The sequence below is a fragment of the Duganella callida genome, assembly GCF_004614165.1.
GTDB lineage: Bacteria > Pseudomonadota > Gammaproteobacteria > Burkholderiales > Burkholderiaceae_D > Rugamonas > Rugamonas callida.
In genome coordinates this window covers 20,820-36,589 of record NZ_SPVG01000212.1, presented here as the reverse complement: position 1 = coordinate 36,589, position 15,770 = coordinate 20,820, and the positions used below count along the sequence as shown (strand labels likewise).

Sequence of the window (15,770 nt, the reverse complement as noted above, 5' to 3'; positions counted from 1 at the left end):
GCGGCAGCGGCGGCGTCTGCGGCGCCAGGAACAGTTGCGCGCGCAGGCGATGCCGCGCCGCCTCGCCCAGCGCCCACGGATCGGCGCCGAAGGCGTGGAAGCGGCCTTCGGCCGGCTTGTGCGACAGGGCGAGCGTGGACAGCAGCGTGGTCTTGCCGGCGCCGGAAGGGCCGATCAGGGCCAGTTGCTCGCCCTGTTCGATGGTCAGATCGATCGCGTGCAGCGCGGTGGCCGACTGCGCGCCGGGGTGGCGCACCGTCAGGTCTTGCAGTTGGTACGTCGGCATTACGGTCTTACTTCAGCAGGCCCGCGTTCTTGGCGGCGGCTTCGATGTTCTTGTAGTTGTCGGCCTTGGTCGGGATGAACTTCGAAGCGCGCTGCAGTTCCATGATGGCCTTGTCTTCAGGCTTGCTGGCGTCCAGCGCCAGGAAGGCGTCGGTCAGCTTTTTCTTCAGATCGGCGTTCATGTCGGTGCGCACCGACCAGTTGTAATCGTAGTAGCCGGGGGTCGTGTAGAACACCCGCACCACGTTCGGATCGACCTTTTTCGCTTCGATCAGCTTTTCCCACACCGAGATGTTCAGCGCGCCGGCATCGACCTTGCCGCCGGCGACGGCGGCCACGGTGGCGTCATGCGCGCCGGAGAAGGCGATGCGTTTCAGATCGGTGTCCGGATTGATCTTCGCCTGCAGCAGGTAGTAGCGCGGCATCAGATGGCCCGAGGTCGAGGATTCCGAGCCGAAGCTCAGGGTCTTGCCCTTCAGGTCTTCCAGCTTGTTGATGCTCTTGCTGGTGGTGACGAACACCGAGCGGAATTTTTCATCTTCGGCGCGCTGCACCAGCGGCGTGATGGCGCCCTTGCTGCGGTCGTTGGCCTGCACGAAGGTGAAGCCGCCGAACCAGACCATGTCCACCTTCTTGTTGATCAGCGCTTCCACCGAGGCGGCGTAGTCGGTGACCGGGGTGAATTCCACCTTCATGCCGATCTTCTTCTCCAGGTATTCGCCGAGCGGCTTGAACTTGCGCTGCAGTTCGGTCGGTGCTTCGTCCGGGATGGCGGACACGCGGAATACGTGGTCGGCCGATTGGGCCTGCGACCAGGAGGCGGCCAGCAGCATGCCGGCGGCGATCAGGGACTTGACGGTGAATTTCATCTGTTGTTTACCTTTTTTCTATATTTTGCTTCGGCCAAATGTGCGATGACGTACAGAGTTTTCTGGACAGCGCGACAAAATGGATATTCAGCTATCATACCAAAACCACATCTGCGGATGACCACCCAGAATAAAGGCAGAGCACCCTATGCAAATGTCCCGCTCCCCGGCGATCCGTGTTGTTTCGCCTGAAGTCGTCAACACGCCGTCGCCCGAGGTGCAGCGGCCTGCCCATGGCAGTGCGGCTATTATCGCCGAAATCGCGGCCGGTCTGCTGGCGCCCGCCGCCTACACCTCGCCCAAGTTCCTGTACGACAGCCTCGGCTCCAGACTATTCGAGGCGATCTGCGAGCTGCCCGAGTACTACCCGACCCGTACTGAAGCCGGCATCTTCGCCGCGCATGGCGCCGACATGGCGCGCGCGCTCGGCACCGGTTCGACCCTGATCGATCTGGGTGCCGGCAACTGCGCCAAGGCGGCATCGCTGTTCCCGCTGCTACAGCCGGCGCAGTATGTGCCGGTCGATATCTCGCGCGATTTCCTGCTCGGTGCGGTGGCGCAGTTGCAGCAGCGCTTCCCGCAGATCGAGATGACCGCGCTGGGGCTGGACTTTTCCAGCGGCTTCGCGCTGCCGGCCAGCGTGCGCGACGAACACCGCGTGTTCTTCTATCCCGGTTCGTCGATCGGCAACTTCGCACCGCAGCAGGCGATCACCTTCCTGCGCGGGCTGCACGCCAACACCGGCGCCGACGGCGGCCTGCTGATCGGCGTCGACCTGGTCAAGGATCACGACGTGCTGAATGCCGCGTATGACGACGCGATCGGCGTCACCGGCGCCTTCAACCTGAACATGCTGCGCCATCTGAACCACCTGATCGGCGCCGATTTCGATGTGAACCAGTGGCGCCACGTGGCCTTCTTCAACATGGACCAAAGCCGCATCGAAATGCACCTGGAGGCGCGCAGCGCGCTGACCGTGCGCTGGCAGGGCGGCGAGCGTCACTTCGTGCGCGGCGAACGGATACACACCGAGGACAGCTACAAATACACGCGCCAGTCCTTCGTCAGCCTGCTGGAGCGCGCGGGCTTCGCGACCGAGCAGGTCTGGACCGATCCCGATCACTGGTTTGCGGTCATCCACGCGCGGGCGATCTGAGATGGACATGCGTCTACCGCAGCAGGACCTGAGCGCGCGCTACGCGCAGGTGCGCGGGCACACGCTGGCGCTGGCCGAGCCGCTGTCCGACGAGGACTGCGGCGCGCAGTCGATGCCGGACGCGAGCCCGATCAAATGGCATCTGGCGCACACCACCTGGTTCTTCGAGACCTTCATCCTGGAGCGGCTGGAGGCGGATTTCAAGCCCTTCCATCCGGCGTTCCGCATCCTGTTCAACTCCTATTACAACGGCGTGGGCGAAAAGCACCCGCGGCCGCAACGCGGGCTGCTGACGCGACCATCGATGAACGAAGTGCGCGCCTACCGTGCCGACGTCGACGCGCGCATCGCCCGGCTGCTGGCGGATGCGCCCAGCACGGAACTGGCGATGCTGATCACGCTCGGCATGCACCATGAACAGCAGCACCAGGAACTGATGCTGACCGACGTCAAACACCTGCTGGCGCAGAGCATACTGCGTCCGGCCTACATGGACGTGCCGCTGGCGCGGGCCGCGAGCGCCGCGCCGCTCGCATGGCTGGCGTTTGAAGGCGGCCTGACCGACATTGGCCACGATGGTGCCGGCTTCAGCTTCGACAACGAACTGCCGCGTCACAAGCAGTATGTGGCGCCGTTCGAGTTGGCGTCGCGGCTGGTCACCAACGGCGAATACCTGGGCTTCATCAACGCCGGCGGCTATGCCAACGCGGCGCTGTGGCTGGCCGAGGGCTGGGACTGGGCGCGCACGCAGAACCTGCGGGCGCCGATCTACTGGTTCCAGGACGACAAGGGGGCATGGCAGGAATTCACCCTGCACGGCCCGCAGCCGCTGGACCTGAACCGGCCGCTGACGCATATCTCGCTGTTCGAAGCGGACGCCTATGCCCACTGGGCCGGCGCGCGCTTGCCGACCGAAGCCGAATGGGAATATGCCGCCGCCCGGGCGCCGGTCGAAACCGGCTCGCTGCATCCGGCCGGCGCGGCGGGCGAGGGCCTGCAGCAGATGTTCGGCCGGTGCTGGCAATGGACCAGCAGCAGCTACGCGCCGTATCCGGGCTTTGCGGCGGCGGAAGGCGCGATCGGCGAATACAACGGCAAATTCATGGTGAACCAGTACGTGCTGCGCGGCTCATCGTGCGCGACGCCGGACGGCCATGCGCGCCACAGCTACCGCAACTTCTTCCCCGCCGGCGCGCGCTGGCAATTCACCGGCCTGCGCCTCGCCCGTTAGCCAAAATCCGGGGTCAGTTCTGCCAATCGCACACGGGCTCTACCGTAGCGGCTGCTACGGTAGAGCCCGTGTGCGATTGGCAGAACTGACCCCGGATTAACGCAGGTGGCGGCCGATGCAGCCGGAGACGATGTCGCCGAACAGGGTTTCGTCCGGCAGCCGGCGGCCCAGTTTCAACAGCAGCGGCATCGATTGCTGGACCACGGCAAGGGCGATCTCTTTGCTGGAGAACGCCGTCAGCAGCGAGAAAAACTCGGCCAGGTGGCCCGGTGAGGCGCCATCCAGCAGCGCCGAGATGTATTTGCGCTTGATGGCCAGGTCGCGCTCGTACTGCAGCTGACGCTTCTGCACGCCGACGCGGTTGTCGTGCTGGCGGTAGCGCGACAAAGCTTCCGGCAGGTTGGCGTAGCGCTTGCCGAGCAGCGCGCCGCGCGTCCACAGGTCGTAGTCCTCGGCGAAATCGAGGCTGGTGTTGAACACGCCGACGTCGTCGAAGAAGCTCTTGCGGAACATGGAGGCGCCGTGCGACATCGAGCAATACTGCACCAGCGCGGTCTTGATCGCCGCGTCGTGCTGCGGCTTGGGCAGGAATTGCGACGGCCGGCCATCGTCATAAAATAGCTCCATCCACGTGCTGCATACGGCGACGTCCGGATTGGCTTCGAGGAAGGCGACCTGTTTTTCCAGCCGCGTCGGCATGGCCAGGTCGTCGGCGTCCAGGCGGGCGATGTAGGGCGTCCGGATAGTCGCCAAGCCCTGGTTCAGTGCGCCGGCCACGCCGGCATTCTGCGCCAGCGTCAGCACCTCGATGGCGATGCGGCCACTGTAGCCGCGCGCGATGTCGGCGGTGTTGTCGCGCGATGCATCGTCGACGATCAGCACGCTGAAATCGCGGTAGGTCTGGGCCGCCAGGCTGTCCAGGGTGGCGGCCAGCGTGGCGGCGGCGTTATGGGCCGGGATCAGGACGGTAACGGCGGTCATGGGCGTCCTCAGCACTGGTCCAAGGTGATGGTCACGCCGGCCTGCTGCATCAGTTGCAGCCGCGCCTGGCGCGTGGCCTGGTCGGGCGCGCGATGCTTGCGGTACAGGTCGAGCATGGTCTGGACGATCAGATCGTCGCGCGTATTCCCGCGGCGCATGTTTTCCGGCGCATCGGCCTTGCTCTTGTGGATGTTGACGCCGCCGGTGGCCACGTGGCGCAGGGTGCGGCCCTTGAGCGCGGCCAGCAGGAAGTCCCAGTCCTCGTAGATGATCATGTCGGTGGCGTAGCGCAGCTTTTCGACCACGTCGCGGCGGTAGATCAGGCAGCTGTTGGGAATGCGGTTGATCACGTGCACGCTGGCCGCCGTGACGGCGGCGGTCGATACCTGGTCGCGCGACAGGAACTGCGGCGGATTCTGGGTGCGGTCCTCGTTGATCACGCTGAAGTCGCAGCTCAGCAGTTCCGGCTTGCCGTTGCCGATATGCTTGGCCAGCGCCGCCAGGTGGCCGGGTTCGAAGGTATCGTCATCGTCCAGGAAGATGACATACGGCGTGCGCACCAGATCCAGCGCCATGTTGCGGCTTTCCGCCGGGCCGTTGACGCCGCTTCGGATGATGTAGGTGTAGCGCCCAGGCATGGCGGCCATCTCCGCGTACGGCGGCACGTAGGCGCCCGAGTCGTCCACGACAATGACTTGAAATTCCTGGTAGGTCTGCGCGATCAGCGACTGCAGCGTGCGGCGCAGCAGCAATGGACGCGCGTGGGTGGGAACGATAACGGTAAACAAACTGGCCTTTCCCGTGAATAGTAGAGAGCCCGCTGATGATGCGCCAAGCCAGCCAGCCCGTCAAGTTCGGGGTCAGAGCCGACTCTTACAGGCGGAACTGGCTGACCACGGCGTTCAGTTCTCCGGTCTGGTCCTGCATCGCGGCCGCAGCGGCGGCGGCTTGCTCGACCAGCGCGGCATTCTGTTGGGTTACCTGGTCCATCTGGCTGATGGCGATGTTGATTTGTTCGATGCCGCTGGTCTGTTCGTGGTTGGCGACGGTGATTTCACCGACGATGGCGGTAACCCGGCGCACGCTTTCCTGCACCTCGTGCATGGTGCTGCCGGCCACTTCGACCAACTGGGCACCCGTCGCCACCTTGTCGACCGAGTCGTCGATCAGCGCCTTGATTTCCCTGGCCGCGGCCGAACTGCGCTGGGCCAGCGTGCGCACTTCGGTCGCCACCACCGCAAAGCCGCGCCCCTGTTCGCCGGCGCGCGCGGCCTCCACCGCCGCGTTCAGGGCCAGGATATTGGTCTGAAAGGCAATGCCGTCGATGACGCTGATGATGTCGACGATTTTCTTCGACGCGTCGTTGATCGCGTTCATGGTGTCGACCACTTGCGCCACCACGGCGCCGCCGCGCCGCGCGACTTCGGCGGCCGATTGCGCCAGGCTGTTGGCCTGGTGGGCGTTGGCGGCGTTCTGCTTGACGGTGCTGGTCAGTTCTTCCATCGAGGCGGCGGTCTCTTCCAGCGAGCTGGCCTGCTGCTCGGTGCGCGAGGACAGGTCGAGGTTGCCGCTGGCGATTTCCGCCGAGGCGCTGTTGATCGCGCCGGCGCCGCTGCGCACCCGCCCGACGATGCGCGACAGGTTGCCGTTCATCTGGCCCAGCGCGTCCAGCAGTTCGCCCATTTCATCGCGCCGCGCGCTGCGGATGTGGCGCGTCAGGTCGCCGGCGGCGACGGCGCGCGCCACGTCCAGCGCGTCGTCGATCGGTTCGGTGATGGAGCGCGTCACGCGCCAGGCGAAGGCCAGGCCCAGTACCAGCGCCACCACGCCCAGCCAGGCCATCACCTGGCGCGCGGTGGCGATGTCCCGCTTGATCAGGTCGCCGTTCTGCGACGCCAGCGTTTTCTGCAGCTCGGCCAGTTCGCGGATGCTGGCCTGCAGCGCCGCCAGCTTGGGCAGCATGTCGGCTTGCAGGGCGGCGACGGCGTCGTCGCGGCGGCCGCTGTCCAGCATGGTCAGGATGGCCGAGAACGAGGCGACATAGGCTTTGCGCTGCGCGACCACGCGCGCCAGAATGGCTTTACCGTCGTCGCGGTAAATCAGTTTGTCCAGGGTATCCAGCGCGGCGCCGATGATTTTCTTGTTGGCGTCGATTTCGCTGGTGATGGCGGCGATGCGCGCCCGATCGGTGGTGGTGAACAGTTCCAACGTCAGCGCCGAATTGGCGCGCGTGGTGCTGGCGACCGTGGCCGCCGCTTCGGCCTTGACCCAGTCCTTGTCGATGACGGTGTCGGTGACGGCGCCGATGCTGCCCAGGCGCTGCAGGCCGATGGCGATCAGCGCCACCATCAGCAGCAGCACGGCGCCAAAGCCCAGGCCCAGGCGCACGCCGATTTTCAGGTTCGAGATGTTCATGCACAGCTCCTGCGTGGTGGTTCAGGCAGTATAGCTGTGGTGCTGCAGTGCGGAAAATATGCTTTCCGGCCGATGTTGCGCGGACGGAACGCCAACCCGGCAAGTTCGGGGTCAGAGCCGACTTTTAAGCCGCGATCGCGGCCGCTTCGGTGCGCGCCAGCTGGCGGTTTACCGCGCTCAGCACCGCCTTGAACGAGGCGGTCAGGATGTTGCTGTCGGTGGCCGCGCCGAACAGGGTGGGGCCGTTGGCCAGGCGCAGTTCGACGTAGCAGGCCGCCTTGGCGTTGGCGCCCGAGCCGATCGAGTGCTCGTGGTAGTCCATCAGCTTGATGTCCAGGCCGAGCGCGTCGACAAAGGCGTCGATCGGGCCGTTGCCGCCACCTTGCAGTGCCATCGGCGCGCCCCGGTGCATCAGGGCGATGTCGATCTGCACCGGCTCGTCGCTGCTGGTGTCCTCGGTCATCCGGTGGGACTGATAGGCGTAGGGCGCGGTCTGTTCGAAGTATTCCTTGCTGAAGATGTCGTAGATGCCTTCGGCGGTGATTTCCAGGCCGGTCTGGTCGGCCACCGCCTGCACCGCGCGGCTGAATTCGATCTGCAGGCGGCGCGGCAGCACCAGGCCGTAATCCTGTTCCAGCAGGTAGGACATGCCGCCCTTGCCGGACTGGCTGTTCACGCGGATCACGGCGTCGTAGCTGCGGCCCAGGTCCTGCGGGTCGATCGGCAGATACGGGATCTCCCAGATCGCGCCCGGCTGCTGTTTGGCGAAGCCCTTCTTGATCGCGTCCTGGTGCGAGCCGGAGAAGGCGGTGAACACCAGGTCGCCGACATACGGATGGCGCGGATGCACCGGCAGCTGGTTGCATTCTTCGACCACCTTGCGCACTTCGTCGATGTCGGAGAAATCCAGGCCCGGGTGCACGCCCTGGGTGTACAGGTTCAGCGCCAGCGTCACCAGGTCGACGTTGCCGGTGCGCTCGCCATTGCCGAACAGGCAGCCCTCGACGCGGTCGGCGCCGGCCATCACCGCCAGTTCGGCCGAAGCGACGGCGGTGCCGCGGTCATTGTGCGGGTGCACGCTGATGATCAGCGAGTCGCGGCGCGTCAGCTTGCGCGACATCCATTCGATCTGGTCGGCGTAGACGTTGGGGGTGCTGCATTCCACGGTAGACGGCAGGTTGATGATCATCTTCTTGTGCGGGGTCGGTTCGAAGATGGCGATCACCGCGTCGCAGATATGCTTGGAGAAGTCCAGCTCCGTGGTGGAGAAGGATTCCGGCGTGTATTCGTAGCCCCAGTCGGTGTCTGGATGCTGTTTGGTCAGTTCCTTCACCAGTTTGGCGCCAGTGGTGGCGATGTTGGTGATCTCTTCGCGCGACATGCCGAACACCACCTTGCGGAACACCGGCGCCACCGAGTTGTACAGGTGGACGATGGCGCGCCTGGCGCCGACGCAGGATTCCACGGTGCGGCGGATAAGCTCTTCGCGCGACTGGGTCAGCACGATGATGGTGACGTCGTCCGGGATGCGGTTTTCGTCGATCAGTTTGCGCACGAAGTCGAAATCGGTCTGCGAGGCGGACGGGAAGCCGACTTCGATTTCCTTCAGGCCGATCTTGATCAGCAGGTCGAACATGCGGAGCTTCTTCTCGATGCTCATCGGTTCGATCAGCGCCTGGTTACCGTCGCGCAGGTCGGTGCTCATCCAGATCGGCGGTTTGCTGATCACGGCGTTCGGCCAAGTACGGTCGGTGAGTTGGACGGCGGGGAAGGCGCGGTATTTGCTCGCTGGGTTCTGCAACATCATGGTCATGCTCCTGGATCTTTTGAATTTTTGGTGTGCCGGCGTTCGTGCTGGCGCTGAAACTGCGGTGTGGCGGAGGGCGGCCGCGCGGGCCACGGGGCTCTAGGCGCGGCAACCGATCGGTAGTTTTAGCAGTAGCGTCGACAGCGCGCGTGCGCCAGCCGGCAGCGCGATCGGATCGCCGTTGCGGGATGGAGCATGGGTGGCCGTAGTCATGGTGAGCATCGGTGCAACTTTCCTGGTTTTTGAAGACTGTGCGGCTTATGGCCGGCACGAGGGTACAACGGAGACGCGGATTAAGCGCGTGCTAGTAGGCGCGCTGCTAGCGATAGGGCGCTGGCAGGCGATAGCAGGAAAGCGGATAGGTGCAGATGCGAGATCATTGTTTTAATGTACGAGATCGGCTGCTTGCCTGTCAAGATAATTTATGGCGGGGCGATGTGGGCTTGGTTTGACCATCTTGAACTTTATGCATAAGATTCCAGGCATTATTTCCACTGGGGAACTTCTTTGAGTGCAGAAATTTTCGGTGTTTTGATCAGCGGTAGTGTGGCCTTATTGGTATCGCTCGTCACCCCGCTCGGGCAAAAGTATATTGCGCGCACAAATCGGGAGGCGGAGAGTGAGAAAGTCTCGGCCCGTTATCGTGAGCCTTTGATGCAAGCCGCGGCCGATCTGCAGAGCCGGCTGTACAACATCCTTGCGCGAGGTTTTTTTGAAGCCTTTTACGTCCATGGAGATGAGCGCGAGCGGGCGTATGCAGTCAATAACACGGTGTATTTATTCGCCCAATATTTTGCATGGGTGGAGGCTGTACGCGAAGAAATACAGTTTATCGATCTGAAAGACAATGTGAAGACACGTGATTTATCGCGAAAATTGGGCGGCATCTATTCGCTTATGCAGACCAATGACTACGGCAAGACACTGCGTGTATTCGCGGGAGAGCAGCGCGCGATGGGGGAACGGATGCTGCTGGTGGCCGATGGGCGTAGATGCATTGGCTATGGCGAGTTCCTGAACAAATCTTCTCTCAGCGACGATCCTCTCTTTCAACATTTGATCGCCGATGTCACCAGCCTGGCAGAAGGCAAGGCCGAGGCACGGCAGCGCATGTTGAAATTGCAGTCCGCACTGATCGGCTTGTTGAATGAGATGGACCCGGATTGTATTCGATTCCCGGCGGCCGAACGTTCCAGGCTACTTGCTGATTAGCGTAAAACGGACTTGCGCCTCACCAGTAGATATATTGCTGCTAGTCCCGCGAGCAACATGAATTGCGATGCCGGTTCCGGCACCGGCGCCAGGTAGTTGGTGCCGGATGCCGCGGTGAGGGTGAAATCGGTGACGGCGTTATGGTTGGCGTCGAACAGTTCGATGCCGGTCAGTTTGGCGGTGCTGAGGAATTGCGCATCGGCGGTGCCGTAGGCCCAGGAGAACAGGCCGACGCTGAGCTGCCACGATGTGCCCCAGGACATGGGCAGTTCCAGATAGACGGTGCTGCTGCCGGACAGGCTGCCGGTGCTGGTGGTCCAGCCGGGCGGCGGCGCGCCATTCAGGACGGTGCCATCGCTGCCACGATACTGGATGGCGCCGAAGGGTGCATAGACCGGGCCGTTATCCTGTTGGACCTGCAGTTCCATGCGTGCGGTGCCGAATTTGTAGGCAGCCGGCGCACCGAGGGAGGTCAGGCTGCCGTCCACGCTGAACTGGTATTTGACGTAGCCGTTGCTGGTGCTGGCGATTAGCGGGCTGCTGGCGGTCAGCGTGTCGGTGAAGCGCGCACCGCCGATCGATTCGAACAGGCCGTTGTAGCTGTAGCCGGTGCCCAGCACTGCATGCGCCGAAGCGCCCAGCGAGCCATAGCCGGCGATGGCGTTGGCGCTGCCGGTGAAGGTGTTGCCGTTCTTGTCCTGCGCCACCGGCCCAAGGCTGTAGCTGTCGGTGAGTTTGCCGGCGGCCTGGCTGCGCGCCCGGTAGCCGCCGAAGTAGTCGCAGGCGGCGATGCCGCCCAGCGGCACGCTGAAGCCGGCGCCGGGGAACAGATTGCGCAATTCGGTCGGCGGGCCGAAGGTGGTGCAGCCGCCGTTGATGTCGCTGTTCCCCGGCCCGCCCAGCGCGCCGACGAAGGTATCCAGCGAAGCGGCGCCGGCGGACAGACTGACGCAAAGCGCGACAATGGCGGCGGCGATTTTCATGGTTTGATTCCTTCATCCGTTGTGGCGGCTGGAAGGAATCAATTTAGAACATCTTTTGAAAAAGTAAAGCGTAGTATTTATGCCACGGTGACGCGCGCCGGTCCCTCCGCCATGCGGCCGATGACGGCGGCTTCGCCAAAGCCCTCGCGGCGGAACAGTGCCAGCACTTCTTCCACGCTGCCCGCGTCGCAGGAGACCAGCAGGCCGCCCGAGGTTTGCGGATCGGTCAGCAGCGAGTGCTGGGCCGAGGTGATGGTCTCGGCAAGCTTGACGTCGTCGCCATAGGCCGCCCAGTTGCGGCCCGAGGCGCCGGTGAAGAAGCCGTCGTGCGCCAGTTGTTCGACACCCGGCAGCAGCGGGATGCTGGCCATCTCGAGGTGCGCCTCCAGCTTGGCGCCGCGCGCCAGTTCCAGCAGGTGGCCCAGCAGGCCGAAGCCGGTGACGTCGGTCAGTGCGTGCACGCCCGGCAGCTCGGACAGCGCCTTGCCCGGCTTATTCAGCTTGGTGGTGTTGGCGATCATGGCTTGGTAGCCTTCGGCGTCCAGCTTGTCCTTCTTCAGCGCCGCCGATAGTACGCCCACGCCCAGCGGCTTGCCGAGGATGAGCACATCGCCGGCCCTGGCGTCGGCGTTACGCTTGATCTTCGATGGATGGACCAGGCCCATGACCACCAGGCCGTAGATCGGTTCGACCGAGTCGATGGTGTGACCGCCGGCGATCGGGATGCCGGCTTCGGCGCAGATCGATTCGCCGCCCTTGATGATCTGGCCGATGGTTTCGATCGGCAGTTTGTTGATCGGCATGCCGACCAGGGCCAGCGCCATGATCGGCGTGCCGCCCATGGCGTAGACGTCGGAAATGGCGTTGGTGGCGGCGATGCGGCCGAAGTCGAATGGGTCGTCGACGATGGGCATGAAGAAGTCGGTGGTGGCGATCAGGGCCTGCTCGTCATTCAGTTTGTAGACGGCGGCATCGTCGGCGGTTTCGATCCCGACCAGCAGTTCCTTCGGCACCGGGAAGCCGTTGGAGTTCTTCAGGATTTCGGACAGCACGCCGGGCGCGATCTTGCAGCCGCAGCCGCCGCCGTGGGAAAAGGAGGTGAGTTTGATTGCTTCGTTGCTCATGATGGGGAATCCTGGTTAAGTCTTGTGGAGCAGATTATCCACCAACTCCAGCAATGCTGCTTGCTCAGCCTCCGGAGCGAACAGGGCGGAGCGGACGTCGCACTGGGCGCGCAGTTGCCGGTAATAGGCGTCGTCTTCGATGATGCGGTCGATCAGGGCCGCCAGCGCCGCCGCGTCGCCGAGCGGGAAGTAGCCGGCGTAATCGTCGCCCAGCATGCCGCGGTTGCCGCTGATGTCGCTGGCCAGCACTGGTACCCCGGCGCGCACGGCTTCGATGATGACGTTGGCGCCACCCTCCATGCGGGAGGTGATCGCCATGGCGCGGCAGCGCTTCAGGCGCTGTCGGGTGGCCGCGTGCGGCAGGGCGCCCAGCCATTGGTAGCTGGCGTGGCTGGCGGCCGTGGCTTGCGCGGCCGCCTCCAGTTCCGGCGCCAGCGCCCCGCCAATGTGGATCAGCCGTGCGCTGGTCGCGCTGACCAGCGCGGCGGCATGCATGAAGGTGAGCGGATCTTTTTCCGAGCGCAGGTGGCCGATCATGCAGATGTCGGCGTGCCGGCGTGCCCCGGCGCTGGCGGGCAGCGGCTTCAGTGCCGGGGCGGACTGGTAGATCACGCTGGTCTTGGCGTGCAGCGCGGCCGGCAGGACATCATAGCCGGCCGGCTGCAGCAGCACCAGCGCGTCGGCCTGTTGCAGCGAGCGCTGGGCGTCGGCGTCGATGGCGATGTCGCGGTACAGGTCGGTGCCGGTCAACAGCAGCAGTGACGGTCGGTCGAGGTGCGCGCGCGTCCAGGCGTCGAGCGAGGCGGCCGAACGGCGCGCGTGCAGGGCGATCAGCAGGTCGGGCGGCGCCTCGGATGAATGGTTCGGCCGCGCGGACGCATGGGGCGTCAGCCCGCGCACCGCGGTGTCGCGGACGACGGCCGCGTCATCGGCGTCGGCGTCCGCGTCTGCCGGGCGGGCGGCAGCCGCCGTCTTTTCGTCCGGCCAGTGCTGGGAGATGGTGACGCGGTAGCGGCTGCGCAGAAAACGCGCCCAGCGGCTGGCGCTTTGCCAGTTGCCGTTATTGGCGCGCGCCGACGCCGGGCTGACGATCCAGATATGTGCTTTGCTCACTGGTCTTTACTTGAATTGCTTGAGAAGCGTTACAATCGGGCGCATGACTTCCAGCTCTTCTTCCTTCAGAAACGCCACCTCGCAGCAGTTGGCCGAGGCCCTGCAGCATGCGCGGGATTATACGCTGTCGCTGTTCGATTGTTTTGCGGCGGCCGGCATGGATGCGCCGGTCCGCGTGCCGCAGCTGCGCATCATTAATCCTCCCTTGTGGGAGCTGGGCCACACGGCGTGGTTCGCCGAGTGGTTCATCCTGCGCGAAGCCGCTTCCAGTCATCCGGCCGATGCCCAGAGTCCTTGTCTTTTGACCAAGGGCGACGACTGGTTCGACTCCGCCCGCGTGCCGCACCGCAGCCGCTGGACGCTGGATCTGCCTACCAGCGGCGGCGTCAAGACCTATTGCTACGAAGTGCTGGACCGGGTGCTCGACAAGCTGACCCGCGAAGCCAATACCGACGAGGCCTTGTATCCGTACCGGCTGGCGCTGGCGCACGAGGACATGCACGGCGAAGCCTTCCACTACACCTTGCAGACGCTGGGCCTGGCCGCACCGCGCCAGGCGGTGGAGCGGGAGCTGGCGGCATATGCGCCGTCCGAAATCGCTTTCCCCGGCGGCACCCTGCAGCTGGGCAGCGCCGCCACGCCGGGCGGCGGCTTTGTGTTCGACAACGAGCGCCAGGCGCATGCCTTCCACGTTGCGCCGTTCCGCATGGACAGCACACTGGTGAGCAACGCGCAGTATGCAGATTTCGTCACCGACGGCGGTTATCAGAACCGCCAGTTCTGGAGCCACGCCGGCGCCGACTGGCTGATGCGTCAGGAGCGCTCGGCGCCGCGCTACTGGCAGCGCGACGGCGGCCAGTGGCGCACCGTGCGCTTCGGGAAGCTGACCACGCTGGACGGCGCCGAGCCGGTACGCCATGTGAACCTGTACGAGGCGCAGGCTTATTGCGCCTGGGCCGGACGCCGCCTGCCGACCGAGGCGGAGTGGGAATACGCGGCCTTGTCCGGCCATCCGGCGTTCCGCTGGGGCCAGTTGTGGGAGTGGACGGCGTCGCCGTTCGAGCCGTATCCGCAGTTCCATGCAGACCGCTATCTGGAATATTCGGAGCCGTGGTTCCACACGCACCAGGTGCTGCGCGGTGCGTCGTTCGCCACGCCGTCGCGCTTCGGCTCGGCGAAATTCCGCAATTTCTACATGCCCGAACGTGACGACATCTTTGCAGGTTTCCGCACCTGCGCCTGGCCGGGGTAGATTCTTTTTTGGCGGGCGCTCTGCTATGCTTTTTGTTTTTATCCAAAACAAAGGGCGCCCGCATGAAACTGAAGCACTTCCTGATTTCCGCCGCTGTCGTCAGCGCAGCCGCGCAAGTCACCGCCGCCGATAACGTTACCGTGATCCGCGCCGGCAAGCTGGTCGACGTGGTGGCCGGGACGGTCCTCAAGGACCAGACCATCGTCATCACCGGTGAACGTATCACCGCGGTCGGACCCAGTGCTTCGACTCCCGCGCCGGCCGGCGCCAGGGTGATCGATCTGTCGGCGCAAACCGTGCTGCCCGGCCTGATCGACATGCATACCCACCTGACCGGCGACCCTTACCTGGCCGGTTACAACGCGCTGGGCGTGTCCGACACCCGCGCTGCGCTGTACGGCGTGCGCGCCGCGCGCAAGACGCTGGAGGCGGGCTTCACCACCGTGCGCAATGTCGGCGCCTCCGGTTTCGGCGACGTGGCGCTGCGCGATGCGATCAACGACGGCGATTTCATCGGCCCGCGCATGCGTACCGCCGGTTACGCCATCGGCATCAAGGGCGGCCACTGCGACGAGAACATGCTGCCGCCTGATATGAACTTCACCAGCCGCGGCGTGGCCGACGGCCCGTGGGAGGCGCGCGCCAAGGTGCGCGAGATGGCCAAGTACGGCGCCGACGTGATCAAGATCTGCGCCTCGGGCGGCGTGCTGTCCAAGGGCGACGAGGCCGGCGCGCAGCAGTACACGCTGGAAGAAATGCAGGCCATCGTCAGCGAAGCGCATAAGCTGGGCCGCAAGGTGGCCGCGCATGCGCACGGCACCAGCGCGATTCACGACGCCATCATCGCCGGCGTCGATTCGATCGAACACGGCAGCCTGATCGACGCCGACGGCATCAAGCTGGCCAGGCAGCACGGCACCTACCTGGTGATGGACATTTACAACGATGACTTCATCCTGCAGGAAGGCGCCAAGGCCGGCATGCTGCCGGAATCGATCGAAAAAGAGAAGAAGGTCGGCCAGCTGCAGCGCGATAACTTCCGCAAGGCGTTCCAGGGCGGCGTCAAGATGGCCTTCGGCACCGACTCCGGCGTCTATCCGCACGGCGACAACGCCAAACAGTTCTACTACATGGTCAAATACGGCATGACGTCGATGCAGGCGATTCAGGCGGCCACCATCAACGCCGCCGACCTGCTGGGCTGGAAGGACAGCGTGGGTTCGCTCAGCGTCGGCAAGTACGCCGATATCATCGCCGTCCAGGGCAATCCGGCCGACGATGCGTCCGAACTGACCAAGGTGGACTTCGTGATGAAGGGCGGCGCCGTCATCCGCCAGTAAGC

14 protein-coding genes are annotated in these 15,770 nt (G+C 64.5%); 5 read left to right on the top strand and 9 right to left on the bottom strand.

The features are described from left to right. Positions 1-286, bottom strand: a 286-nt coding sequence (locus E4L98_RS21615; protein WP_135203610.1) for an ATP-binding cassette domain-containing protein, incomplete at its 3' end; no start/stop codon positions are given. Between the two features lie 7 nt (positions 287-293). Continuing rightward, the gene (locus E4L98_RS21610; RefSeq protein ID WP_135203609.1) at positions 294-1,154 is read right to left on the bottom strand and encodes a putative selenate ABC transporter substrate-binding protein; all 861 of its coding nucleotides are present in this window, start codon (positions 1,152-1,154) and stop codon (positions 294-296) included. A 148-nt stretch (positions 1,155-1,302) separates the two neighbouring features. Here E4L98_RS21610 and egtD point away from each other — a divergent pair, with 148 nt between their 5' ends. Together egtD and egtB are read left to right on the top strand one after the other, a co-directional pair. Then, the gene (egtD, locus tag E4L98_RS21605) at positions 1,303-2,310 is read left to right on the top strand and encodes an L-histidine N(alpha)-methyltransferase (RefSeq protein ID WP_135203608.1); all 1,008 of its coding nucleotides are present in this window, start codon (positions 1,303-1,305) and stop codon (positions 2,308-2,310) included. Between the two features lies 1 nt (position 2,311). Further along, positions 2,312-3,541 (top strand): ergothioneine biosynthesis protein EgtB, encoded by a 1,230-nt coding sequence (gene egtB, locus E4L98_RS21600; protein WP_135203607.1) that lies wholly within the window; start codon positions 2,312-2,314, stop codon positions 3,539-3,541. 96 nt (positions 3,542-3,637) lie between these two features. On the opposite strand, the gene E4L98_RS21595 is transcribed toward egtB, so the two are convergent. From E4L98_RS21595 to leuA, 4 genes are all read right to left on the bottom strand, one after another. Continuing rightward, positions 3,638-4,522, bottom strand: a complete 885-nt coding sequence (locus E4L98_RS21595; protein ID WP_135203606.1) for a glycosyltransferase family 2 protein — start codon at positions 4,520-4,522, stop codon at positions 3,638-3,640. 8 nt (positions 4,523-4,530) lie between these two features. Continuing rightward, positions 4,531-5,310, bottom strand: coding sequence for a glycosyltransferase family 2 protein (locus tag E4L98_RS21590; protein WP_135203605.1), 780 nt, complete (start codon positions 5,308-5,310; stop codon positions 4,531-4,533). An 85-nt stretch (positions 5,311-5,395) separates the two neighbouring features. Next, entirely contained in the window at positions 5,396-6,937 is a 1,542-nt protein-coding gene (locus E4L98_RS21585; protein WP_135203604.1) for a methyl-accepting chemotaxis protein, read from the bottom strand. Between the two features lie 124 nt (positions 6,938-7,061). Continuing rightward, the gene (gene leuA / locus E4L98_RS21580) at positions 7,062-8,744 is read right to left on the bottom strand and encodes a 2-isopropylmalate synthase (RefSeq protein ID WP_135203603.1); all 1,683 of its coding nucleotides are present in this window, start codon (positions 8,742-8,744) and stop codon (positions 7,062-7,064) included. A 507-nt stretch (positions 8,745-9,251) separates the two neighbouring features. Between leuA and E4L98_RS21575 the strand changes: the two genes are divergently transcribed. Further along, the gene (locus tag E4L98_RS21575; protein WP_135203602.1) at positions 9,252-9,956 is read left to right on the top strand and encodes a hypothetical protein; all 705 of its coding nucleotides are present in this window, start codon (positions 9,252-9,254) and stop codon (positions 9,954-9,956) included. Here E4L98_RS21575 and E4L98_RS21570 read toward each other — a convergent pair. From E4L98_RS21570 to senB, 3 genes are all read right to left on the bottom strand, one after another. Further along, positions 9,953-10,939, bottom strand: coding sequence for a PEP-CTERM sorting domain-containing protein (locus E4L98_RS21570; protein WP_135203601.1), 987 nt, complete (start codon positions 10,937-10,939; stop codon positions 9,953-9,955). The two genes, E4L98_RS21575 and E4L98_RS21570, sit on opposite strands and share 4 nt — an antisense overlap. Positions 10,940-11,016: 77 nt before the next feature. Then, the gene (gene selD, locus E4L98_RS21565; RefSeq protein ID WP_135203600.1) at positions 11,017-12,063 is read right to left on the bottom strand and encodes a selenide, water dikinase SelD; all 1,047 of its coding nucleotides are present in this window, start codon (positions 12,061-12,063) and stop codon (positions 11,017-11,019) included. Between the two features lie 15 nt (positions 12,064-12,078). Further along, positions 12,079-13,176, bottom strand: a complete 1,098-nt coding sequence (gene senB / locus E4L98_RS21560; protein WP_229257502.1) for a selenoneine biosynthesis selenosugar synthase SenB — start codon at positions 13,174-13,176, stop codon at positions 12,079-12,081. Positions 13,177-13,219: 43 nt separating this feature from the next. Between senB and senA the strand changes: the two genes are divergently transcribed. Next, on the top strand, positions 13,220-14,428 hold the full coding sequence (gene senA, locus E4L98_RS21555) for a selenoneine synthase SenA (protein ID WP_229257501.1): 1,209 nt from the start codon (positions 13,220-13,222) through the stop codon (positions 14,426-14,428). A 62-nt stretch (positions 14,429-14,490) separates the two neighbouring features. Continuing rightward, positions 14,491-15,768, top strand: a complete 1,278-nt coding sequence (locus E4L98_RS21550) for a Xaa-Pro dipeptidase (RefSeq protein ID WP_135203599.1) — start codon at positions 14,491-14,493, stop codon at positions 15,766-15,768. Positions 15,769-15,770: the final 2 nt, after the last annotated feature.